Annotated in this window: 20 protein-coding genes; 17 read left to right on the forward strand and 3 right to left on the reverse strand. The window is 68.3% G+C overall.

What is annotated here, in order from left to right:
- The first annotated feature begins 101 nt into the window (after positions 1-101).
- The 11 genes from IXW21_RS00415 (at position 102) to IXW21_RS00465 (ending at position 12,347) form a co-directional block, all read left to right on the forward strand.
- Complete coding sequence (locus tag IXW21_RS00415) at positions 102-2,111, forward strand: beta-galactosidase (RefSeq protein ID WP_194762284.1); 2,010 nt, start codon at positions 102-104, stop codon at positions 2,109-2,111.
- Positions 2,108-3,037: a carbohydrate ABC transporter permease gene (locus tag IXW21_RS00420; protein WP_194762285.1), complete on the forward strand. Its 930-nt coding sequence runs from the start codon at positions 2,108-2,110 to the stop codon at positions 3,035-3,037. Before IXW21_RS00415 ends, IXW21_RS00420 begins: the two co-directional genes overlap by 4 nt.
- A 5-nt stretch (positions 3,038-3,042) precedes the next feature.
- The gene (locus tag IXW21_RS00425) at positions 3,043-3,942 is read left to right on the forward strand and encodes a carbohydrate ABC transporter permease (RefSeq protein ID WP_416361084.1); all 900 of its coding nucleotides are present in this window, start codon (positions 3,043-3,045) and stop codon (positions 3,940-3,942) included.
- A gap of 100 nt (positions 3,943-4,042) precedes the next feature.
- Positions 4,043-5,368, forward strand: a complete 1,326-nt coding sequence (locus IXW21_RS00430) for an ABC transporter substrate-binding protein (RefSeq protein WP_194762286.1) — start codon at positions 4,043-4,045, stop codon at positions 5,366-5,368.
- Positions 5,369-5,445: 77 nt separating this feature from the next.
- Entirely contained in the window at positions 5,446-7,566 is a 2,121-nt protein-coding gene (locus IXW21_RS00435; RefSeq protein WP_194762287.1) for an alpha-galactosidase, read from the forward strand.
- Positions 7,567-7,727: 161 nt separating this feature from the next.
- Complete coding sequence (gene rpmB, locus IXW21_RS00440; protein WP_194762288.1) at positions 7,728-7,964, forward strand: 50S ribosomal protein L28; 237 nt, start codon at positions 7,728-7,730, stop codon at positions 7,962-7,964.
- Positions 7,964-8,134, forward strand: coding sequence for a 50S ribosomal protein L33 (gene rpmG, locus IXW21_RS00445; protein WP_194762289.1), 171 nt, complete (start codon positions 7,964-7,966; stop codon positions 8,132-8,134). The genes rpmB and rpmG overlap by 1 nt, the downstream gene beginning before the upstream one ends.
- A 3-nt stretch (positions 8,135-8,137) precedes the next feature.
- Positions 8,138-8,443, forward strand: a complete 306-nt coding sequence (rpsN, locus tag IXW21_RS00450) for a 30S ribosomal protein S14 (RefSeq protein WP_017829734.1) — start codon at positions 8,138-8,140, stop codon at positions 8,441-8,443.
- 256 nt (positions 8,444-8,699) lie between these two features.
- Positions 8,700-9,527 (forward strand): endonuclease domain-containing protein, encoded by an 828-nt coding sequence (locus IXW21_RS00455; RefSeq protein WP_194762290.1) that lies wholly within the window; start codon positions 8,700-8,702, stop codon positions 9,525-9,527.
- Between the two features lie 384 nt (positions 9,528-9,911).
- Positions 9,912-10,199 (forward strand): HU family DNA-binding protein, encoded by a 288-nt coding sequence (locus IXW21_RS00460; RefSeq protein WP_042541574.1) that lies wholly within the window; start codon positions 9,912-9,914, stop codon positions 10,197-10,199.
- Between the two features lie 126 nt (positions 10,200-10,325).
- Entirely contained in the window at positions 10,326-12,347 is a 2,022-nt protein-coding gene (locus IXW21_RS00465; RefSeq protein ID WP_323742125.1) for a cytochrome c oxidase assembly protein, read from the forward strand.
- 271 nt (positions 12,348-12,618) lie between these two features.
- On the opposite strand, the gene IXW21_RS00470 is transcribed toward IXW21_RS00465, so the two are convergent.
- Positions 12,619-13,692 carry a hypothetical protein gene (locus tag IXW21_RS00470; RefSeq protein ID WP_194762291.1) on the reverse strand — a complete coding sequence of 358 codons (1,074 nt, stop codon included), beginning with the start codon at positions 13,690-13,692 and terminating at the stop codon, positions 12,619-12,621.
- A 209-nt stretch (positions 13,693-13,901) separates the two neighbouring features.
- On the opposite strand from IXW21_RS00470, the gene IXW21_RS00475 reads away from it, so the two are divergent.
- Positions 13,902-15,284 (forward strand): ATP-dependent DNA helicase, encoded by a 1,383-nt coding sequence (locus IXW21_RS00475; RefSeq protein ID WP_194762292.1) that lies wholly within the window; start codon positions 13,902-13,904, stop codon positions 15,282-15,284.
- A 258-nt stretch (positions 15,285-15,542) separates the two neighbouring features.
- Here IXW21_RS00475 and IXW21_RS00480 read toward each other — a convergent pair whose 3' ends face one another.
- Entirely contained in the window at positions 15,543-16,196 is a 654-nt protein-coding gene (locus IXW21_RS00480; RefSeq protein WP_194762293.1) for a heme oxygenase (biliverdin-producing), read from the reverse strand.
- An 88-nt stretch (positions 16,197-16,284) separates the two neighbouring features.
- A complete protein-coding gene (locus IXW21_RS00485; RefSeq protein WP_194762294.1) occupies positions 16,285-16,599 on the reverse strand; it encodes a DUF2470 domain-containing protein in 315 nt (104 codons plus the stop codon).
- An 89-nt stretch (positions 16,600-16,688) separates the two neighbouring features.
- Here IXW21_RS00485 and IXW21_RS00490 point away from each other — a divergent pair, with 89 nt between their 5' ends.
- From IXW21_RS00490 to IXW21_RS00510, 5 genes are all read left to right on the forward strand, one after another.
- A complete protein-coding gene (locus tag IXW21_RS00490) occupies positions 16,689-17,984 on the forward strand; it encodes a serine hydrolase domain-containing protein (protein ID WP_194762295.1) in 1,296 nt (431 codons plus the stop codon).
- Positions 17,985-18,033: 49 nt separating this feature from the next.
- Complete coding sequence (corA, locus tag IXW21_RS00495) at positions 18,034-19,050, forward strand: magnesium/cobalt transporter CorA (protein ID WP_194762296.1); 1,017 nt, start codon at positions 18,034-18,036, stop codon at positions 19,048-19,050.
- A 156-nt stretch (positions 19,051-19,206) separates the two neighbouring features.
- The gene (locus tag IXW21_RS00500) at positions 19,207-20,553 is read left to right on the forward strand and encodes an ABC transporter substrate-binding protein (RefSeq protein ID WP_228528019.1); all 1,347 of its coding nucleotides are present in this window, start codon (positions 19,207-19,209) and stop codon (positions 20,551-20,553) included.
- A 71-nt stretch (positions 20,554-20,624) separates the two neighbouring features.
- Positions 20,625-21,536, forward strand: a complete 912-nt coding sequence (locus IXW21_RS00505; protein WP_194762297.1) for a carbohydrate ABC transporter permease — start codon at positions 20,625-20,627, stop codon at positions 21,534-21,536.
- A complete protein-coding gene (locus IXW21_RS00510) occupies positions 21,533-22,459 on the forward strand; it encodes a carbohydrate ABC transporter permease (RefSeq protein WP_228528020.1) in 927 nt (308 codons plus the stop codon). Before IXW21_RS00505 ends, IXW21_RS00510 begins: the two co-directional genes overlap by 4 nt.

Here is a 22,459-nt window from a genome sequence, read left to right on the forward strand (position 1 = left end):
ACGACATGCAACGATGTGTGCACGTTCACAGAAATCCCGATCGCTGTTCTCATGCCGCGAACTGTGCACGTGCACACATGATCCGCAAAGGAGCGCCTCGCATGGCCGCCGCAGTGTCCGACCGCATCGCCACCCTCTCCGCAGGGCGCGGCCTCGTCTTCGGATGCGACTACAACCCCGAGCAGTGGGACCGCAGCGTCTGGCCCGACGACGTGCGGCTCATGCAGCAGGCGGGCGTCGGACTCGTGGCGATCAACATCTTCGGCTGGTCGTCGATCAACCCGGCCAGGGGAGTGTGGGATTTCAGTGCGCTCGACGAGATCATCGCGCTGCTGCACTCGGCAGGGATTCGCATCAACCTCGGCACCGGCACGGCGTCACCCGCACCGTGGCTCACCGCCGCACACCCCGAGATCCTCCCGGTCGGCGAAGACGGCACGGTCTTCCAGCAGGGCGGACGCCAGGGCTACTGCCCGAGCTCGCCGATCTTCCGCGCCTACGCCGCCGAGGTCGTGACCCGCGTGGTCGAGCGCTACGGCGACCACCCCGCCGTGTCGCTCTGGCATGTGTCGAACGAGCTGGGCTGCCACAACGCTCTCTGCTACTGCGACACGAGCGCCGAGGCGTTCCGGGGCTGGCTGCGCGACCGCTACGACGACATCGACGCGCTCAACCGCGCGTGGGGCACCACATTCTGGAGCCAGCGCTACAGCGACTTCGACGACGTGCGCGTGCCCGCTCAGGCGCTGTCGCTGCGCAACCCCGGTCAGATCCTCGACTTCCAGCGCTTCAGCTCCGACGAGCAGCTCGCGCTCTACCGGGCCGAGGCGGCGATCCTGCGCGAGCGCAGCGACGTGCCGGTCACGACCAACTTCATGGTCACCGCGCACATCCGCAACCTCGACTACTGGACGTGGGCGGGCGACATGGATCTGATCGCCAACGACCACTACCTCGATCGCCGCCTCGACGACGCCCGAGAAGAGCTCTCGTTCGCCGCCGACCTCACCCGCGGTCTCGCCCAGGGTGCGCCCTGGCTGCTGATGGAGACATCGACCGGTGCCGTGAACTGGCAGCCGTACAACCTCGCCAAGGCCCCGGGTGAACTGCAGCGCAACATCGCCGCGCACGTCGCGCGCGGTGCCGACGGCATCTGCTTCTTCCAGTGGCGGGCGTCCACCCAGGGTGCCGAGAAGTATCACACGGCCCTCGTGCCGCACGCGGGTGAGGACTCCGATCAGTGGCGCGATGTCGTCGAGCTGGGCGGGCTGCTCGAGCGCCTCGGCGAGGTCGCGGGCACCCGCGTCGCCGCCGACGCCGCGCTGTTCTTCTCGTGGGAGAGCTGGTGGGCCGCCGAGAACGAGGGCCGTCCGAGTGAGGCGCTCACCTACCTCGGCCAGGTGCACGCGGCGCACGCGGCGCTGTCGGATGCCGGTGTCACCACCGACGTCGTGCGTCCGGGCGGCGATCTCGACGGCTACCGCCTGCTGATCGTCCCGGCGCTGCACCTCATCAGCGATGCGGATGCCGCGGCGATCGCCCGCGCCGTCGAGAACGGCGCGACCGCGCTGATCACCTTCTTCAGCGGCATCGTCGACGAGCAGGACCGGGTGCGCACCGGCGGATACCCCGGCGCGTTCCGCGACCTGCTCGGCATCCGCTCGGAGGAGTTCGCGCCCCTGCGTCCGGGGGAGACCGTGTTCCTCACCGACGGCACGAGCGGATCGGTATGGGCCGAGCGACTCAAGACGACGGATGCCGAGACCGTGGCGTCGTTCGCCGACGGCCCCGCCGCAGGCGGCCCCGCGCTCACCCGTCGCGAGGCGGGAAAGGGTGCGGCCTGGTTCGTCGCCACGCAGCCCGACCGCATCGCCTACCGGGATCTGATCGCGCGCCTCGCCTCGGACGCGGGCATCGCGACGCACACGGGGGCGAGCCGCGACGTCGAGATCGTCCGGCGCTCGGGGGAGAACGGCAGCTACCTGTTCGTCATCAACCACGGCGACTCCGGCGCCGAGGTCGTTGCCACGGGGCACGACCTCGTCACCGACGCACCCGCCACCGGCTTCGTCCCGGCCGGCGGAGTCCGCATCATCAAGGAGGATGTATGACCACCACGCTCACCGCTCCGGCGGTCGGCTCGGCGCCCCCGGCGCCCGGTCGCCGCCGCCGCATCCCGCACAAGGGCGCGATCGCGTTCCTCCTCGTGCCGTTCGGCGTGCTCTTCGCACTGTTCTACGTCGTGCCCATCGCCTATGCGTTCTGGCAGTCGCTGCTGGTCGTGAAGCGCGACGGCACCTTCGGCAAGGCCGAAGAGGTGTTCGGCGGCCTCACCCAGTACGTGCTCGTGTTCCAGAACGAGGCGTTCTGGGCCTCGATGGGGCGGATGCTGATGTTCGGGGTCGTGCAGGTGCCGGTCATGCTCGGCCTGGCCCTGGTCTTCGCGCTGCTGCTCGACTCGCCGCTCGTGCGCGGCAAGCGCTTCTTCCGCCTCGCGTTCTTCGTGCCGTACGCGGTGCCCGGCGTGATCGCCGCCATCATGTGGGGATCGCTGTTCTCGCCGAACCTGTCGCCGTTCACCGCGATCACGAAGAACATCGACTTCCTCGGCGCCGACCTGGTGCTGTGGTCGATCGCGAACGTCGTGACCTGGGTCTACGTCGGCTACAACATGCTGATCATCTACTCGGCGCTGCTCTCGATCCCGCAGGAGCTCTACGAAGCGGCTCGCCTCGACGGCGCGAGCCAGTGGCGCATCGCCTGGTCGATCAAGATCCCGCTGGTGCGCCCGGCGATCGTCATGACCGCGATCTTCTCGATCATCGGCACGCTGCAGCTGCTCGCCGAGCCGCAGGTGTTCCGGTCGTTCAGCTCCGCGGTCACCAGCACCTTCACCCCGAACATGACCGTCTACGCCACGGCATCCATCCCGAACACCAACCTGGCGGCGGCCTTCTCGGTCGTGCTCGCCGTGACGACCTTCGTGCTGTCGTTCGGCTTCATGAAGTACATGCAGCGCAAGGAGCAGAACGCATGAGCACCATGTCGATCGTCGCCCCGGGTCGCGCGTCGAAGCGCGGCACCGCCACGGGCGGAAAGGCCGCTCGCGAATCGGGCATCTCGCGCACCGCCGCGATGCTGATCATGGCCGTGTTCACGGTCTACTTCCTGCTGCCGCTGTGGTGGCTGCTCGTCGCGTCCAGCAAGGAGACCGGCGACATCCTGACCACGGCTCCGCTGTGGTTCGCCGACTTCCACCTGTTCGACAACATCGCCGAGCTGTTCACCTACCGCGACGGCATCTACCTGCGCTGGCTGCTGAACTCGGTGCTCTACGCCGCGCTCGGTGGTGCCATCGCCACGCTGCTCGCCGCCATGGCCGGCTACGCGCTGGCCAAGTACCGCTTCCCGGGTCGCGACCTGATGTTCGACATCGTGCTCGGTGGGGTTCTCGTGCCCGCGACCGCGCTCGCGCTGCCGCTGTTCCTGATCTTCAGCCAGGCGCAGCTGACCAACACGTTCTGGTCGGTCTTCCTGCCCTCGATCGTGAGTCCGTTCGGGGTGTACCTGGCGCGGATCTTCGCGAGCTCCTCGGTGCCCGACGAGCTGCTCGAGGCCAGCCGCCTCGACGGCGCGGGCGAGATCCGCACGTTCTTCACGGTCAGCATCCGTCTGATGACCCCGGCGCTTGTGACGATGTTCCTGTTCCAGTTCGTGGCCATCTGGAACAACTTCTTCCTGCCGATGATCATGCTGCGCAGCGAAGAGCTCTTCCCCGTCGTCTTCGGTCTCTACAACTGGAACAACCAGCTGAACCAGTTGCCCGAACTCCGCGGTCTCGTGCTGATCGGCGCTCTGCTGTCGGTCATCCCGCTGATCGTGACCTTCCTCCTGCTCCAGCGCTTCTGGCGCAACGGACTGGGCGCCGGCGCCCTGAAGTGAGCAGGCCGCCGCGCGGTTCGACCGCGCGGCACCGCACCACCCGCATCACCCCCACCCACAGCACCACACGCACCACATCGCATCCATGAAAGGGATCGAAATGCATTCGAAGAAGAAGGCAGCGGCCGTCATCGCCATCTCGGCGTTCGCGCTCGCAGGCTGCTCCGCCGGCGGCGGAGACAGCACCGGCGGCGATGCAGCCGTCGCATGCACCCCGGCTGACGGCGACGTCACGCTCGAGTTCACCTCCTGGATCCCCGGCATCGAAGACGTCGTGGAGATCTGGAACGACGCCAACCCGGAGATCCAGGTGAAGGTGCAGACCGGCCCGAACGGCAACGGTGGCACGTACCAGAACTTCTTCAACCAGATCAAGGCGGGCGACGCCCCGGACCTCGGCCAGATCGAGTACGACGCCCTGCCGAACTTCCTCGTGCAGGACGGCGTCGAAGACCTCAGCGCGTGCGAAGACGTCGTCGCCGCCGAGGACCAGTTCGTCGACTGGGCCTGGGGGCAGGTCACGCTCGGCACCGACAGCGTCTACGGCATCCCGCAGGACACCGGCCCCATGGCGCTGTTCTACCGTGCCGACCTGTTCGAGCAGAACGGCATCGCGATCCCCACCACCTGGGACGAGTACCGTGAGGCCGCCGTGAAGGTCCGCGAACTCGGCGGCTACATCACCATCTTCTCGCAGTCCGACATCAACCAGTTCGCCGGCTTCGCCTGGCAGGACGGCGCGCAGTGGTTCTCGAGCGACGACGCCGGGTGGACCGTGACCCTCGCCGACGACGCCACCACCACGGTCGCCGAGTTCTGGCAGGGCATGCTCGACGACGACCTCGTCGCGACGGTTCCCGCGTGGACCGACGAGTGGAACAACGCCTACAACTCGGGCGAGGTCTGGACCTGGAACTCCGCCGTCTGGGGAGCCAACTCGATCTCGAGCGGTGCACCCGACACGGCCGGCAACTGGGCCGTCGCACCGCTGCCGCAGTGGGAGGCCGGAGCGACGGCCGCCGGAAACTGGGGCGGATCGTCGACCGCCGTCCTCAAGGGCAGCGAGCACGTCTACGAGGCGACCAAGTTCGCGCTGTGGCTCAACACCTCCGACGAGGCGCTGACCGCGCTCGCCGAGGCCGCCAACCTCTACCCGGCCACCACCGCGGGCCTGACCCTGCCGGTCTACGCCGAGGGCGTGGACTTCTACGGCGGCCAGAAGATCTACGACGTGTTCGCCGAGGCGGCCACGCAGGTCTCGCCCGACTTCGCGTGGGGTCCGACCATGACGCAGACGTACGCCGACGTCTCCGACGGCTTCAAGGCCGCGGTCTCGGGCAGCGGCACCCTGCTCGACGCGATCGAAGAGGGGCAGACGTCGACGATCGACGCCCTCAAGGCGGCGTCGATCCCCGTCACCGAGTAACCACTCGGCGTCTGTAACACCCTGCGAGGCCCACCCGTATGCTCACGGGTGGGCCTCCCTTCTCGTCTGGAGCGGCAATGAGCGAACTCGTCCACCTGACCTCGGCCGGCGTGAGCGTCGTCATCGACACAGACCGTGCGCGTCTGCTGCACTGGGGCGCCGAGCTCGCCGACGCCGACCTCGCGGCCCTGCGCGCATCGTCGACGGGATCGGTCACGTTCAGTTCGTTCGATGCGCCCCGCACGGTTCCGCTGCTCGCCGTCGAGGCCGACGGGTGGTCGGGAGCGCCGGCGCTCGCGTGGCATCGGGGCGGACGGCACAGTGCACCCCTGCTGCGGTCGGCGGGGTGGGAGTCGACGCCCTCGACGCTGCGAGCCCGGTTCGAGGATGCCGGGGCGGGCGCTGTGGTCGTGCTCGATCTCGCGCTGGATGCCGGGGGAGCGCTGACCGCGCAGGTGTCGGTCACGAGCACCGCATCCGCCGACGAGCCGCTCGACCTGCTGGCCGCACGCGTGCTGCTGCCCATCCCCGCCTACGCGACCGAGGTGCTCGATCACACCGGACGCTGGACGGGGGAGCGCCACCCGCAGCGCGGACCCCTGCGCCACGGCGCGCACCTGCGACAGGTGCGGCGCGGTCGCGGCGGCCACGATTCCCCCTACCTCACGGTCGTCGGCGCCGACGGATTCGGCTTCCGTCGTGGCGAGGTGTGGGCCGCCCACGTCGCCTGGAGCGGCGACCTCGAGGTCGGTGTCGAGCGGCTGCCCGAGGGGGCAGGCGTGCACGGCGCGGTGCTCGGCGGCGGCGAGCTGCTGCTGCCGGGTGAGATCCGTCTCGCGGCGGGGGAGACCTACACCTCGCCGGTCGTGTACCTGGCCTACGGCGAGAGCGGGCTGGATGCCGTCTCGAACCGCCTGCACCGCGCCGCACGGGCGCTGCCCGGCCACCCCTCGACCCCGCGCCCGCTCGTGCTGAACACCTGGGAGGCCGTGTACTTCGACCACGACCCGGCGAAGATCCGCGCGCTTGCCGAAGCCGGAGCATCCGTCGGGGTCGAGCGGTTCGTGCTCGATGACGGCTGGTTCACGGGACGCCCCGACGACCGCTCGGGACTCGGAGACTGGTTCGTCGACGGTGAGAAGTGGCCCGACGGGCTGCGTCCGCTCGCCGACCACGTGCACGGACTCGGCATGCAGTTCGGCCTGTGGTTCGAGCCCGAGATGGTGAACCCCGTGTCCGAGCTCGCGCGACAGCATCCGGACTGGATCCTGCAGGCATCGGCGGACTCGGCGACCTGGCGGCACCAGAAGGTGCTCGACCTCACGAATCCGGATGCCGCGGCCTTCGTGCTCGAACGCATCAGCGCGCTCGTGACCGAGGTCGGCATCGACTTCATCAAGTGGGATCACAACCGTGACCTGCACGCCGCGGTGTCGCCTCTCACGGGGCGTGCGTCGGTGCACGCGCAGACCGCGGCGTTCTACGTGCTGCTCGACGCGCTGCGCGACCGGCATCCCTCGCTCGAGATCGAGTCGTGCGCGAGCGGAGGCGCCCGCGTCGACCTGGGCGTGCTCAGCCGTACGCAGCGGGTGTGGGCTTCGGATTCCAACGACCCGGTCGAGCGGCAGAGCATCCAGCGGTGGACGGGCACGCTCGTTCCGCCCGAGGTCGTGGGCTCGCATGTGGGGCCGGCGATCGCCGAGACCACGCATCGGGCGGCATCCCTGCCGTTCCGCATGACCTCCGCCCTGTTCGGCCACGCGGGGATCGAGTGGGACATCACGCTGTGCACTGATGAGGAGCGCGAGGCCCTGTCGAGATGGACGGCGCTCTACCGCGAGCTGCGACCGCTGCTGCACGGCGGCGTCACGGTGCGCTCCGACGAGGTCGACGACGAGACGCTGCTGCACGGGGTGGTCGCGCCCGACGGGTCTCGCGGAGTGTTCGCCTGGGTGCGGCTCGGCACCTCGGCCGACGGATTCACGCCACGCACCCGCATCCCGGGGCTGGAGGCGGGGGAGCGGTACCGCCTGCGCGTGCGCGAAGACCTCGGCCGGGTGTCGCGCCATCAGGTCGCCGACCCCGAATGGATCGAGACGGGGATCGAGGCGTCGGGAGCGTTCCTCGAGCGCGTCGGAGTGCCGCTGCCGCTGCTGGCGCCCGGGGCCGCGCTGCTGGTGGACGCCGTTCGGGTGTGAGTCTCTCGCGTGCTAGACTGACTCTTTGTCTGCGCACACTCCTGTGCGCAGTTCGCATGCTGTTCTCCTTCTGGGCCCTGAGCTCGTCGAAGGGGGCGGCGTGCAGACAAGGGATCTTGGGTGGGGCCGTCCGGCCTCACGGTATAGAAGGAGTCACCATCATGGCAGCAGTGTGCCAGGTGACCGGAGCTGTTCCCGGCTTCGGTCACAACGTCTCGCACTCGCACCGCCGGACGAAGCGTCGCTTCGACCCGAACGTGCAGAAGAAGACCTACTACGTCGCTTCGCTCGGTCGTAAGATCACGCTCAACGTGTCCGCCAAGGGCATCAAGGTGATCGACGTCCGCGGCATCGAGAACGTGGTCAAGGACCTCCAGGCGAAGGGTGTGAAGCTCTAATGGCCAAGAAGGCTCAGGACATCCGTCCGATCATCAAGCTGCGTTCGACGGCAGGTACGGGCTACACGTACGTGACCAAGAAGAACCGCCGCAACACCCCTGACCGCCTCGTGCTCAAGAAGTACGACCCGGTCGTCCGTCAGCACGTCGAATTCCGAGAGGAGCGTTGATCAATGGCTAAGAAGAGCAAGATCGCTCGCAACGAGCAGCGCAAGGTCATCGTCGAGCGTTACGCAGAGCGTCGCGCCGAGCTGAAGAAGACCCTGGTCGACCCGAACGCCACCGACGAGGCCCGCGAGGCCGCACGCGTCGGCCTGCAGAAGCTGCCGCGCAACGCGTCGCCGGCTCGCGTGCGTTCGCGCGACGTCATCGACGGCCGCCCCCGCGGTGTCCTCACGAAGTTCGGCATCTCGCGTGTCCGCTTCCGTGACATGGCACACCGTGGCGAGCTGCCCGGTGTCACCAAGTCGAGCTGGTAAGTCTCAGCAGACAGAAGGGGGCGAGGATCTTCGGATCCTCGCCCCTTTCGCGTGTCTGGGGCGAGTGGCCGCCGGTGGCGGCGGCGCGTCGGGCGGCCTTCTCGGCGTGGGGCGGCCTCTTGCAGGTGAAACCTCCGCCCAACGCGGTGTTCGCCGCCTGAAAGTGTCTCCTGCACAGACAGGGACCCGGTCCTCGGATCCACAGATGCCGGCTGCGCGGCGGCTGTGGACCGCACCGGGCGGGCATCATCGGCGGATGGATGTCGAAGGGATGCTGGCTGCGAGGCAGGGCGTCGCGCGAGTCGCCACGCTGCGTCGGCTGGGGGTGACGGAGCACGGGCTGCGGTCTGCGGTTCGAGGCGGCCGGGTCGTGTCGGTGTGCAGAGGGTGGGTGGCTCTTCGCGGAGCCGACCCGATGCTCGTCGCGGCTGCCAAGAGGGGCGTCGTGCTGAGCTGTGTGACGCTCGCGGGCCGGCGAGATCTGTGGGTGACGTCAGCCGGAGAGCCGCATGTGGCGGCGCCGGCCAACTCGGGCCATGCGGGGTCCGTCCGCGGTGTCGTCCATTGGAATCGGCCGATCTTCCCTCGGGATCCTGATGCACTGGAAGACTCGGTCGAGAATGCACTGGTCCTCGTCGCCCGGTGTCAGCCGCATGAGGATGCTCTGGCGACGTGGGAATCAGCGATGCGCACGAAGGCCGTCGACCCCGATGTGCTCGCTCGCGCCGCATTGCCTCCGGCTGCCCGAGAGCTGCTGGCTGAGGCCCGGCCCTTCGCCGACTCGGGGACCGAGACGATCTTCCAGACACGACTCCGCTGGCTGGATGTGCCTCTCACGCCGCAGGTCTGGATTCTCGGCCATCGCGTGGACCTTCTGATCGGAGAGCGTCTGGTCGTGCAGATCGACGGTGGGCATCACGTCGGAGGCCAACGAAGCAGTGACATCGCGCACGATGCCGAGCTGATGCTTCACGGCTATCACGTCATCCGCATCGGGTACGACCAGCTGATGAACCAATGGGGGTCGGTGCAGCACGTGATCCTCGCCGCGATCGCTCAGCGCCTGCATCTCCGTGATTGGTGACCTCCGTGTTGGGCGGCCTCCTCCATGTCGGGCGGCTTCCTCCGTGTCGAGCGGCCTGCCGGTGACCACCGTGTCGGGCGGCTTCCTCCGTGTTGGGCGGCCTCCCGCGGCCGATTCCTCCGCCCCTCGCAGAGTTCTCCGCCCCACGCGGTGCGGGCCAGAGGCGTGATGGGGTGGCCGACGGAACGCGGCCGATCAGGGTGTCTCAGGCGCCACTTTCGTCACATCTGCACCACGACACGCCCAGTAATAGCCCAAAACCCGCGAAATGACGCGGAAATGTCGGTCAGCGTTGGTACATTCGAGGCGGTCACTCGACCAACGGAGGGCAGTCGCCCTCCGCACCACAACGATGCGACGGTATCCTCGTCGCTGGAGGATGACATGGCTGACAAGTCCATCACCAAGACCGAGCTCGTCGCGAGCATCGCTTCCGCCACCGGCCAGAGCCAGGCCACCGTCTCGGGTGTCCTCGACGCGCTGTTCTCCTCGGTCTCCGACGCTGTTGCCAAGGGCAGCAAGGTCTCGATCCCGGGCTGGATCTCGTTCGAGCAGGTCGCGACCGCAGCTCGCACGGGCCGCAACCCGCAGACCGGCGCCGAGATCAAGATCCCGGCCGGCCACCGCGTCAAGGTGACCGCTGGTTCCAAGCTCAAGGCTGCCGTCAAGTAAGACCGCACCTCTTCGAAGGCCGCTCCCGACGTGTCGGGGGCGGCCTTCGGGCATCCGGCTTCGGATGCCCGCAAGCGCCTCCCTCAGGCGGGCGAGCGGTCAGCCGCCGCGGCTTAGGCTTGAGGGGTGACCTCCCGCGCCGTCCAGACCCGCACGAGCCCCGCGTACCGCGTGGTCGGTCTCGCGATCCTGGTGGGCGCCGGTCTGATCGGCGCGATCGCCGCCCTCGCCCTCGGTGGAGGTGCGGCGCCCCTGCTGCTGGGCGATCCCGGCCCGGCGGTGCGGTGGGCGATCCCGATCGTCAAACTGGCCATGAACGTCTCCGCGGCCGCGATGCTCGGCTCTCTCGTGCTGGCGCTGTTCGCTCTGCGCAGCGAGCAGAAGTCCTTCGACACGGCGCTGAACACGGCATCCATCGCGGCGGCGATCTTCACCGTGACCGCCGGCGTCAGTGCCTTCCTCGCCCTCGTCGCGGCGTTCAACCCGAAGATCAGCGCCGATCGCCAGTTCGGCGAACAGCTCGGTTTCTTCCTGCTGCAGACGGCTCTCGGGCAATCATGGCTGATCACGACGATCGTCGGATCCGTCATCACGGTGCTCGCGTTCGCGTGGCGCACCTGGACGCCGACGCTGATCACGGCGCTGCTCGCCGCCGCATCCTTCCTCCCGCTGGCGACGCAGGGGCATTCGGGCGATCTCGCGGGGCACACCGTCGCCGTGAACTCGATCCTGCTGCACACGATCGGCGCCGCGGTCTGGCTCGGCGGGCTCATCCTCGTGGTCATCCTGCGCGACCGCTCGGGCGTCGGCACCGCGGCTCTCGTCAGCCGCTATTCGAGTCTCGCGATCGCCGCGTTCGCGGTGGTCGCCGTCTCGGGTCTCGCCCGCTCGGTGGTCGCGCTCGGCGACATCAGTGAGCTTCTGACGCCGTATGGCGGCATCCTGATAGCGAAGGCCGTGCTGCTCGTCGGCATGGGGCTGCTCGGCGCCTGGTACCGCATCCGTCTGATCCCGCGCCTCGAAGGCGCGAACGCGTCGCGCTGGTTCTGGATGCTGGTGCTGTGCGAGATCGCACTGATGGGTCTCGCCTCGGGTGCGGCCGCCGCTCTTGCGCGCACGCCTCCGCCGACCGGCGAAGAGGCCGCGTTCGAGCAGACGCCGGCCGAGAACCTCACCCGCTCACCCCTGCCGCCCGAGTTCACGATCGACCGCTGGTTCACGGCCTGGGACATCGACATCCTCTGGCTGGTGGCCGCCGGCTTCGGACTGTTCTTCTACCTGGCGGGTGCATATCGACTCCGCAGGCGCGGCGACCGCTGGCCGATCCATCGCACGATCTTCTGGGTGCTCGGCATGCTGCTGCTCGTGTGGGTCACCTGCGGCCCGATCAACGCGTACCAGGAGTACCTCTTCAGCGTGCACATGCTCGGGCACATGATGCTGTCGATGGCGATCCCGCTGCTGCTGGTGTCGGGCGCACCGATCACCCTCGCGCTCCGCGCGGTCCACAAGCGCGACGACGGCACCCGGGGAGGCCGCGAGTGGATCATGTGGGCGGTGCACTCGCCGTTCGCGAAGGTGGTCACGCATCCGTTCGTCGCCGCGGGCATCTTCATCCTGTCGCTGTGGGCGTTCTACTTCACCGATCTGCTGCGGTGGTCGATGTATGAGCACCTGGGGCACGAGTGGATGGTCGCGCACTTCCTGATCTCGGGCTACCTGTTCGTGATGAGCCTCGTCGGCGCCGATCCGGTGCCGTACCGACTGCCGTATCCCGGTCGACTGATCACGCTCATCGCCGTGATGGCCATGCACGCGTTCTTCGGCATGGCGATGATGATGCAGGAGGGTCTGCTCGTCGCGGACTGGTTCGGCTCGATGGGGCGCACCTGGGGCCCGGAACCCATGGACGACCAGTACATCGGTGGCGGTATCGCATGGTCGATCGGAGAGATCCCGACCCTGATCCTCGCGATCACGGTGGCGATCCAGTGGAGTCGCAGCGACACCAAGCTGCAGAAGCGCCGCGACCGGCACGCCGACCGCACGGGTGAGGCGGAGCTCGAGGAGTACAACGCCCAGCTCGCGGCTCTCGCCGAGCGCGACCGGCGCGCGGCGGAGCGAGAGGCCGAGCGCCAGGCGCGCTGACCCCGGCTGCGAGAGGCTGCGGCGTGCAGCTTTCGGCTCCGTGTGGGGAGGCCTTCTCCGCGTGGGGAGGAGGATGCTGGCGCACGGNNCCGCCCATCACGGAGAAGGCCGCCCGACAGGGTGGGGCGGGGTGCGGGCCTCGGCTCCGTGTGGGGAGGCCTTNNCCGCGTGGGGAGGAGGATGCTGGCGCACGGCACCGCCCATCACGGAGAAGGCCGCCCGACAGGGTGCGGCTCAGCCGGGCAGGGGCAGGGATAGCCGCGCGACAGGGTCAGCCGACCGGCGGCTCCTGCTCGGGAGAGCCGACGCGGATCGAGGCCGACCCGTCGGGGAGGATCGTCACCGACCCGTTCACCTGGAAGGGCACGTCCTCCGCGATCGCCTGCACCCTGCCGTCGAACAGCGACCGGATCTCGACCTCGACGTGCGCCACGGCATCCGTCGGCGGGATCCGCCAGTGTCCGCCGTCAGGCGTGACCGTGACCTGCGGCTGCGCCGCGATCGACCACTGGGGCAGCGACGCGAGCCGGTTCGACACCTCGAGGCCGAACGGGCACGCGGTGGGCTGCAGCACTTCCTGCTCGGTGCACGCCAGCAGGAACTCCTCGACGCGCTCCTGCACGACGGCGACGAACTCGTCTGTCGGATCGGTCTGCACGTCGACCGGGGTCGTCGCGAGGGGAGAGTCGGCGAGCACCCCGACGCCCGGTGAGGTCGAGATCGGGGTGTCGACGGTCACCGAGTACAGGCCGGGCGTGAAGACGAGCATCGGCAGCGGGTCGAGAGGAGCCGCGTCGACGCCCGCGACCGAGATCTGGCGACGATCGACCTCGAAGCCGTTGACGGCGAAGCGGTCGGCGCCGCGCAGCGTGAGCTCCACGACGGCCAGCGGGCTGGTGGTGAAGCGCCAGTTCGGGGTCACGCCGGCCCACCCGTCCTGCGCGACCGTGAAGGTGGTCGTGCCCGCGTTCCCTCCGGCCTTGTACGACACCGTGACCGCGATGGCCTTTCCGTCGGGCTTCTCGGACACGACCTCGATGTCGGTGAGGGGTGCGAGGGTGGCGTGGCGCAGCATCGCCTCGGATGCCGTCGGGACGATGCCGGCGACCTCGAGCGTCTCGCGGTCGACCGCGACGCCGGGAACCCGCAGGGCATCGGCCGCACGCCCCTCGGACAGAAGGTCGAGATAGCGCACCACGAAGGCCGACGGCCCGTAGAACTGCTGGTAGAGCGTCGCGCCGCCGGCGGCCAGGGCGGCCACGAGCAGGAGGCCCACGACCGTCAGCATCGCCAGGTCGGCGACGAGCCGCGAGCGCCGGGGCGCCTTCGACTCGACTCGCTGCATGGCGTCAGTCTAGGAGGGCGGCCTGGGACGACGCCGAGCGCGTGGCGCACTGTGACGGAGCCGCAATGCGGGGCATCCGGCGGGGCATCCGCGTCGGTGTCGGGCGGATGCCGAGCCTGTGCGCCACGTAGCATGGAGGCGCGTGTTCGTACGCGCCCGCCGCGCTCCCGATCCCGTCGCCGTCCGCCGCCTTCCCGTCTGAGAGAACCGTGTCGCTTCCCGCCCTGTCCGATGAACAGCACGAGCTGTTCCGGCTGATCGAGGACACCAGCGAACACGTCTTCATCACCGGGCGAGCGGGAACCGGCAAGTCGACGCTGCTGCAGTACTTCTCGTGGAACACCAAGAAGCAGATCGCGATCTGCGCCCCCACCGGCGTCGCGGCGCTGAACGTCGAGGGGCAGACGATCCACTCGCTGTTCCGACTGCCGATCGGTCTGATCGGCGACTCGGACATCGACCAGAACGACAACACGCGCCGCATCCTCAACGCGATCGAGACCCTCGTGATCGACGAGATCTCGATGGTCAACGCCGACCTCATGGACGCGATCGACCGCTCGCTCCGTCAGGCGCGGGGCAAGCGCGGCATCCCCTTCGGCGGGGTGCAGATCGTCATGTTCGGCGATCCGTACCAGCTCGCGCCCGTGCCGCCGCGGGGTGACGAGCTGCGCTACGTCAAGGACCACTACCGCTCGTTCTGGTTCTTCGACGCGAAGGTCTGGGCAGGTCCCTGGAAGGACGACGAGTCGGATGCCGAGGAGGGTGACGGACTGTTCGTCGTCGACACCCGCGCCGAGCTGCACGTGCGCGAGCTCGTGCACATCCACCGGCAGTCGGACGACGGGTTCAAGGCCATGCTCAACGCCGTGCGCTATGGCCGGGTGACCGCTGAGATCGCGGGTGTGCTCAACACGCAGGGCGCCCGCACGCCTCCCGACCCCGAGCCCGGGGAGGTGCCGATGATCACGCTCGCCACGCGCAACGACATCGTGAACAGCATCAACAGCAGGCACCTCGCCGCGCTGCCGGGCAAGGAGCAGACCGCCAAGGCCGAGGTGAGCGGCGAGTTCGGTCGCGGTGAGGCGTCATTGCCCGCCGAGCCCGAGCTCAAGCTCAAGATCGGCGCGCAGGTCATGTTCCTGCGCAACGACACCTCGATGTCGGGGGAGCCGCCGCGGTGGGTGAACGGAACCATCGGCACGGTCGTGCGGATCCTCGGCGAGACCGTGCGCGTCGAGATCGACGGCGACGAGGTCGATGTCGAGCCCGCGGTCTGGGAACGGTTCCGATACTCGTACGAGCCGGCGACCAAGAAGCTCAGCCGCGACGTGGTCGCCGAGTTCACGCAGTTCCCGCTGCGGCTGGCGTGGGCGGTCACGATCCACAAATCGCAGGGCAAGACCTACGATCGGGCGATCATCGATCTGGGGTCCGGTGCGTTCGCACCCGGGCAGACCTATGTGGCGCTCTCACGCCTGACGTCGATCGACGGGCTGTACCTGTCGCGGGCGCTGCGACCGAGCGACATCCGCGTCGATGAGGACGTGCGGCGCTTCATGCGCGCCGCCTGGCTCGCCGCGCAGTCCTGACGGTCGTGGAGCTGCGGAGCACCCAGTGAGACCCGCATCCGGTGACGAGACCCATGCTGTGCAGGTGGGTCTCGTGGCCGATGACGGGTCTCGCACGCGCGTGGCGCGCGCATCCGGCGAGACCCACCTCTATCGCCGAGACCCATGTCGTGACGGTGGGTCTCGTCACCGGATGCGGGTTTCGCGGCAGAAAGGAGGTCTCACCGACTCACGTTGGCGTCTCGGTCGACGCCGTCGGCCTCGCTCGACGACCGGGGGTCAGGCGACGGCGGCGGAGCGGGCGTGGTCGAGGTCTTCGAACAGCTCGGTGTTGAACCGGTACGCCAGCAGCACCTCGTCGATCACGCGCTCGCGCTCGGCGTCATCCCACGGCGCGGCGTCGAGCTGCTCGCGGTAGACGTCCTTGAAGGCGGCGGGGTCGGCGATGTCGTCGAACAGGTAGAAGCCGATGCCGTTCGTCTCGAAGCCGAAGTGGCGGGCCATGACGCGGCCGATGAAGATGCCGCCCGACAGGTCGCCGAGGTATCGCGTGTAGTGGTGGGCGACGAAGCCGCCGGCCCACGTCGCGCCGACCTGGCGGATGCGCTCGACATACCGCTGAGTGGTGGGCAGGGCGACGATCCGTTCGCGCCAGTCCGCACCGAGCAGGAACTCGAGATCGGCCTCGAGGGCCGGCAGGCGGGTGAGCTTGTCGCTGAGGAAGACGGATGCCACGGGGTCGTGCCGCATGCGCTCACCCGCCGACTCGAGCGCCTCGTAGATGAAGTAGTGCTGCGCCACGAGAGAGATGTAGTCCTCGCGCGATCCCTCGCCCTTCAGCAGGTCGGACATGAAGCCCGCGCCCTCGCTGCGGGAGTGCGAGCTCGACGAGCGCTCGCGGAGCGCGGCGGAGAAGGAGAGGATCTCGGACATGACCCCAGTGTAAGGGTCACCTAACTTCGGCGGAACCCCCCGTTTCCTCCGAAGTCGCCATGCGATGTCGCGGGGCGGTCGGCCCGGGTCACGCGTGCGGACGCGGCTCGACGCCGAGACGCTCGCAGGCGAGGTCATACAGGGCGACGACCTCGCGGCGCACCGCCGGCCGCTCGGTGATCGCGCCGCCCGGCCAGGGCACCCGCAGTTCGGTCACGACACCGGCGCGGGTGATGTCCCACACCCCCGCCTCGCCGTCGAGACCGGTCATCACGGCATCCGTGATCTCGTCGCCGCCCTCGGGCGAGAAGGCGCGTGCGATGAGCAGATTGTCGTCGGTGTGGTCGCCGTTCATGTGGCGCAGGATCGCCGAGACCACCTCGGCATCGAAGATGTGGGGCATGGTGATCACCCTACGGCCGGGGCTCCGATGCCGACTTTCAGGATCCGCGTTCTAGACTCGGGAGACACGTCTTCCGGGGGTACCCTTTCATGCAGCTTCTCTCGTCGCGCAGGTTTCGCGCAGCAGCGGCCGGCGTCGCCGTGCTCGGGCTCTTCCTGACCGGATGCACCAGCGACACCACGTTCAGTTATACGCCGCCCGAGCAGGTCGACGGGGCTCTGCCCGACGACACCGTCACGGCCATGACGGATGCCGTCAACAATGCGCTCGCCGCATCCGGCGCCTCGGGCGCGGTCGTGGGTGTCTGGGTGCCGTGGAGCGGCAGCTGGGTCACGGGCGTCGGAACGCAGGATCCGGCCGGCGAGGGCGGCGAGGTCAGCACCGACATGGCCTTCCGCATCGGAGACGTCACCCGCCTGATGACCTGCGATGTGCTCTACGCCCTGGTCGACGAGGACATCGTCGAGCTCGACGACAAGGTGCCCGACTACGTGTCCGGCGTGCCCGACCTCGAGGACATCACTCTGCTCGACCTGTGCAACGGCACCAGCGGTGTCGGCTCGTCGGAGGAGATCGCTCAGGCGGCTTGGCGCAACACCCCCGAGCGCGTCTGGGCTCCGCTGGAGCTCGCGGCGTACGGCCTCGGTGCCGAGCGCACGGTGCCGCATACGACGTACCGCGGTTCCGACGTCAACTACCTGCTGCTCGGCATGGCTCTCGAGCACGCCACCGGCCTCACGGCATCCGAGCTCATCGCCGAGTACGTCACCGAGCCGCTCGGGCTCGGGGCGACCTCGCTGCCCCGCGCCACGCCGGCGCCGCCCTCGACCGGACCGGTCATGAACGGGCACTATCTCTCGGAGATCGAGGGCGGTTACGACTGCGCCGCCCCGATCGACATCACCACGCTCTCGTCGAGCACGGGCTACACCGACTCCGGCGTCGTCTCGACGATCGACGATCTCGGTCGCTATGCCCAGGCCCAGGCGCGGCAGGCTCTGCGCACGCAGGAGGAGCCGAACCGCTACGGCGCACCGCTGCCGGCCTTCGAGGGTGCGCCCTCGTGGCTGCAGGCCACCGGCGGCGGCCTCATGGTCGGCTCGCTGATTGGTCAGCAGGGCTGGACCCCCGGGTACGTCACCGCGGCCTACGCCGACCCGACGACCGGCTTCACGGTGGCCGTCTCGCTCAACAACTCGACTACCGGCGGCAACATCATCGGCAACCTCGCCTGGGAGCTGGCGGCCATCGCGTCGAAGGCCCCGGCTGCCGATGGGCAGACCGCCCCGGAGTTCGGCCTGCCGTTCACGGCCGAGCAGTACCACCAGGCGATCACGGATGCCGCGATCCCGTGCGTCGCCCCGCCGGCGCCGCCCGAGGGCTGATCCGCCGCGCGGTCGCCCGACGCGGCTGCGCTTCATCGAGGGGGCACCGATGGCGATCATCGACAACGCGATCTACGTCGACGGCGTCCGCACCGAGAACCCGCACAGCCTGAGCGAGACGTTCGAGGCGATGCGTGAGCGGGGTGGCCTCAGCTGGATCGGGCTGTACCGCCCGAGCGAGGCGGAGATCCGCGAGGTGGCCGACGAGTTCGGCATCCACGCCCTCGTCGTCGAGGATGCCCTCTCGGGTCATCAGCGGTCGAAGCTCGAGCGCTACGACGATGTGCTCTTCATGGTGCTGCGATCGGCCCGCTACCTCGACGAGACCGAGGAGGTCGAGTTCGGCGAGATCCACGTGCTCGTCGGCAAGGACTTCGTCGTCACGATCCGCCACGCAGAGTCGCCGGACCTCGCTCGGGTCCGGCGGCGGCTGGAGAGCGACCCCGCGCTGCTGAGGCTCGGACCTGAGGCCGTGCTCTATGCGATCCTCGACGAGGTGGTCGACGAGTACGCGCCGGTGCTCGCCGGGCTCGAGAACGACATCGACGAGATCGAGAGTCAGCTCTTCGAAGACGGGGTCGACGCGACGCAGCGCATCTACGAGCTGGGCCGCGAGGTCATCGACTTCCAGCGGGCGGTGCAGCCTCTCGCCGGGATGCTCGACGCGCTGCTGCGCGGATCCGCGAAGTACGAGGTCGACGAGGAGCTGCAGCGGTATCTGCGCGACGTGCTCGACCACACCCTGCGCGTCTCGGAGCGCGCGAACACCTTCCGCACGGTTCTCGACAACGCGCTGACGGTCGAGTCGACGATCGTCGCCCGGCGTCAGAACGAGGAGATGCGGCGGATGACGGAGCTCAGCATCCGTCAGAACGACGAGGTCAAGAAGATCTCGGGGTGGGCCGCGATCCTGTTCGCGCCGACCCTCGTCGGCACGGTGTACGGCATGAACTTCGACCACATGCCCGAGCTGCACTGGGCGCTCGGATACCCCATGGCGATCGCGCTCATGGTGGGTATGGGCGTCGGTCTGTACTGGGCTTTCAAGCGCAAGGGCTGGCTCTAGTCCTCTGATTCCGGGCGCGCCGAACGTCGCCAGAGTTGATTCTCCTGATTTTGCGAGTAAAGTGCAACTAGTTACAGAAAGTGCTTGGAAACCGCTATCCGCTCGGCTACCGTCGGTGTAGCCGACGAGAGTCCGGCACGAATCAAGGGAGATCACATGCACAACGCAATGACGCGGACGGCACGCAGCCGCCTCCTGCTGGTGACCGCCGGCCTTGCGACCTCTGCTCTCGCACTCGCCGGGTGCGCCGGTGGCTCGGGCGACGCGGCCGAGTCGGCGGAGACGACCACCATCCGGTTCCTCTACGCGACGGGTGACGAGACCTGGAACGCGGTCGTCGACAAGGTCGTCGCCGCCTTCAACGAGCAGAGCGACACCACAGAGGTCAAGCTCGACCCGCTGCCCGCCGGCTCCGACTACGCCACGGCGCTCAAGACCGTCGACGCCACGGGCAACTGGCCGGCCGTCGTCGACATGCGCGACACGCTCACCTACGTCAACGCGGGCAAGCTCGCCCCCGTGCCCGACGAGGTCACGGCACTGCTCGAGCCCGACGCCTTCGCCCCCGCCGAAGACGGCAACGTGTACACCGTGCCCTACAGCGCGCTCAACGGCGAGCTCGGCATGAACATCGTCTACAACAAGGCCTACTTCGAGGAGCACGACCTCGAGGTGCCCGAGACCTACGACGACTTCATCGATCTGCTCGACGAGATCAAGGCCAACGGCGATGTGCCGCTCGCCACCGCCGCGGCCGAGGTCTGGCCCTCCGACCAGCTGTGGAAGCCCCTCGCGGCTCCGACGTTCGCCGAGTACAGCGACGAGGGCGGCTTCTGGAACGCGGCCGCCGCGGGCGACGCCTCGGTCGCCGACCTGAAGGCACCGCTCGAAGAGCTCCAGAACATCATGGACAACTACGTGCTCGAGGGCTGGCAGTCCACGGCGGATGCGCAGACGACGACCCTGCTCGTCAACGAGCAGGCCGTGATGGCGACGTCGTCGGCCGGGCTCGGCCGCCTGATGGACATCAACAAGGTCGACCCGGAGTTCGACGCGGGGCTGTTCATCATCCCCGACGAGGACGGCAAGATCAACGTCCTCAAGAACAGCGTCGTCGGCGACACCGCCGGTGGTCTGGCGATCTCGGCGCAGGCTGCCGAGAACAAGGACGAGTACGCCTCCGCGGTCGAGTTCCTCACTTACTTCTACTCGGTCGACGCCGCGAACCTCATGGAGGAGAGCGGCTGGATCTCGCCCAACATCCTGGCGTCCGACGAGGTCACCCGCAACGACACCATTCCCGGCGCCGATGACTTCTTCGCGCTGCTCGAGAACCCGGACCTCGTCTGGTACGAGAACGCCCCGACGCTGAGCACCTTCAGCTCGGTCAACACCTTCTTCCGGCAGTCGCGCATCGAGATGCAGGACGGCCAGACCACGATCGACGAGACGATCGCGAAGGTCCAGGCGGAACTCGACGCGCAGGTCGCCGCAGCCGGCTGAGCCGCATCGCCGGGGCGCGCAACGGACCGCGCCCCGGCTTCCGGCGAGCGGTGATCGATCAAGGAGAGAACATGAGTGCACACACCGAGGTCAGAGCGAGGCCGCGATTCGGGCGAGGGCGCCTGGCGATGCTGGGCTTCGTCGTCCCCGCGCTGGCGATCTACCTCCTCATGGTGATCGTCCCCTCGCTGCAGACGCTGCAGCTGAGCCTCACCGACTGGGACGGCATCAGCGACGACTACGACTACGTCGGCATCCAGAACTACGAGGACATCGTCGCCAGCGGCCGGTTCTGGAACGCCGTGCGCAACACCCTCATCCTGGGGCTCGGCTCGGCCCTGATCATCAACGTGATCTCGCTGGCCGTGGCGCTCATGCTCGACAAGCTCAACCACGCGCAGGGCTTCTTCCGCACGGCGGTCTACCTGCCCGCCCTCGTCAGCGCCTTCATCATGGCGACGATCTGGAAGTACCTGCTCAACTACAACTTCGGCTCCGTGAACACGGTGCTCCGTGACATGGGGCTGCCCGAGTGGGCCCGTGACTGGCTGGGCGACAGCAGCATCGTGATCTGGGTGATCCTCTTCATCACCTGCTTCACCCTGGGCGGCAACACCACCCTCATCTACCTCGCGAACCTGCAGTCCGTGCCGCAGGAGCTCATCGAAGCCGCGCGCATCGACGGCGCGAGCGGGGCGAAGGTGTTCTGGAACGTGACGTGGCCGATGATCGCCGGTGCCGTCACCGTCAACATGACGCTCGCGATGATCGCCGGCTGGGTGATCTTCGATCAGGTGCTCGTGCTCACCTCGGGAGGCCCGGGGTTCGTGAGCGAGACCATGGCGTTCTTCATCTACAAGGTCGGCTTCGGCGAGTACCGGGCAGGGTTCGGATCGGCTGCCGCCGTCGTGCTCTTCCTCGTGGTGATCGTCAGTACCGTCGCCGCGAACGCCTACATGCGCAAGAGGGAGATCCAGGCATGACCGAGACGATGACCCAGGTCACCATGAAGATCGAGCCCGAGGCGCGACCGGCGGGGATCGCCCGCATCCCGCGCCCGCCGCGCGTGCGCCGCGAGAAGAAGAAGTGGTCGGTCGGCGAGATCGTCGTCATGGTGGTGCTCAGCATCCTGGTGCTGATCGTCGCCTCACCGGTGATCTACGCGCTGCTGAACTCCTTCCGCTCGTACGCCGAGATCACGAAGGACCCGATGGGGTTGCCCACGTCCTTCGCGTTCGACAACTACATCGCGCTGTTCCAGCAGACCGACTTCCTCGAGGCGGTGCTCAACACGCTCATCATCACGGTCGGCACGGTCGTGATGCTCGTGATCATCGTGCCCATGGCGGCCTACGGCATCGAGCGGGTCGGCGGCCGCACCTCGCGCTTCCTCTACGTGCTGTTCATCGCCGGGCTCATGATCCCGTTCCAGGTGCGCATGATCCCGCTCGTGAAGGGATTCGACGACGTCGGCCTCTACAGCACCCTGCTCTCGGTGATCCTCGTGCACCTGGGCGGGGCGGCGAGCTTCGGCATCCTGCTGTACTGCAGCTTCATCAAGGGCATCCCGATCGAGGTCGAAGAGGCCGCCCATGTCGACGGCGCAGGCCGCCTGCGCACGTTCTGGCTCATCGTCTTCCCGATGCTGCTGCCGGTCACCTCGGCCTTCGTGATCATCCAGTCGCTCGGTCTGTGGAACGACTTCTTCATCCCGCTGGTGTTCCTCGACTCGTCGTCGGCCGGAACCATCAACGTCGCGATCAACCGCATGGTGGGTCTGCTCACCTCGCAGTGGCAGCTGATCTACACGGGCGCGATCCTCGCGATCGTCCCCTCGGTGGCGATCTTCGCGGCCTTCCAGCGCTACTTCATCAAGGGCATGTCGGTCGGGGCGGTGAAGGGATGA

Origin of the sequence: Microbacterium sp. UFMG61 (assembly GCF_015354505.1) — a bacterium.
In the GTDB taxonomy this organism is placed as follows: Bacteria; Actinomycetota; Actinomycetes; order Actinomycetales; family Microbacteriaceae; genus Microbacterium.

Excerpts from the sequence above, each read along its gene's own strand:
- rpmB (WP_194762288.1), top strand. The coding sequence starts at position 7,728 with ATGGCAGCAGTGTGCCAGGTGACCGGAGCTGTTCCCGGCTTCGGTCAC.
- IXW21_RS00480 (WP_194762293.1), bottom strand. The coding sequence starts at position 16,196 with ATGTCCGAGATCCTCTCCTTCTCCGCCGCGCTCCGCGAGCGCTCGTCG.
- IXW21_RS00420 (WP_194762285.1), top strand. The coding sequence starts at position 2,108 with ATGACCACCACGCTCACCGCTCCGGCGGTCGGCTCGGCGCCCCCGGCG.
- IXW21_RS00470 (WP_194762291.1), bottom strand. The coding sequence starts at position 13,692 with ATGCAGCGAGTCGAGTCGAAGGCGCCCCGGCGCTCGCGGCTCGTCGCC.
- IXW21_RS00455 (WP_194762290.1), top strand. The coding sequence starts at position 8,700 with ATGGATGTCGAAGGGATGCTGGCTGCGAGGCAGGGCGTCGCGCGAGTC.
- IXW21_RS00435 (WP_194762287.1), top strand. The coding sequence starts at position 5,446 with ATGAGCGAACTCGTCCACCTGACCTCGGCCGGCGTGAGCGTCGTCATC.
- corA (WP_194762296.1), top strand. The coding sequence starts at position 18,034 with ATGGCGATCATCGACAACGCGATCTACGTCGACGGCGTCCGCACCGAG.
- IXW21_RS00490 (WP_194762295.1), top strand. The coding sequence starts at position 16,689 with ATGCAGCTTCTCTCGTCGCGCAGGTTTCGCGCAGCAGCGGCCGGCGTC.
- IXW21_RS00430 (WP_194762286.1), top strand. The coding sequence starts at position 4,043 with ATGCATTCGAAGAAGAAGGCAGCGGCCGTCATCGCCATCTCGGCGTTC.
- IXW21_RS00415 (WP_194762284.1), top strand. The coding sequence starts at position 102 with ATGGCCGCCGCAGTGTCCGACCGCATCGCCACCCTCTCCGCAGGGCGC.
- IXW21_RS00510 (WP_228528020.1), top strand. The coding sequence starts at position 21,533 with ATGACCGAGACGATGACCCAGGTCACCATGAAGATCGAGCCCGAGGCG.
- IXW21_RS00425 (WP_416361084.1), top strand. The coding sequence starts at position 3,043 with ATGTCGATCGTCGCCCCGGGTCGCGCGTCGAAGCGCGGCACCGCCACG.
- rpmG (WP_194762289.1), top strand. The coding sequence starts at position 7,964 with ATGGCCAAGAAGGCTCAGGACATCCGTCCGATCATCAAGCTGCGTTCG.
- IXW21_RS00460 (WP_042541574.1), top strand. The coding sequence starts at position 9,912 with ATGGCTGACAAGTCCATCACCAAGACCGAGCTCGTCGCGAGCATCGCT.
- IXW21_RS00505 (WP_194762297.1), top strand. The coding sequence starts at position 20,625 with ATGAGTGCACACACCGAGGTCAGAGCGAGGCCGCGATTCGGGCGAGGG.
- rpsN (WP_017829734.1), top strand. The coding sequence starts at position 8,138 with ATGGCTAAGAAGAGCAAGATCGCTCGCAACGAGCAGCGCAAGGTCATC.
- IXW21_RS00500 (WP_228528019.1), top strand. The coding sequence starts at position 19,207 with ATGCACAACGCAATGACGCGGACGGCACGCAGCCGCCTCCTGCTGGTG.
- IXW21_RS00485 (WP_194762294.1), bottom strand. The coding sequence starts at position 16,599 with ATGCCCCACATCTTCGATGCCGAGGTGGTCTCGGCGATCCTGCGCCAC.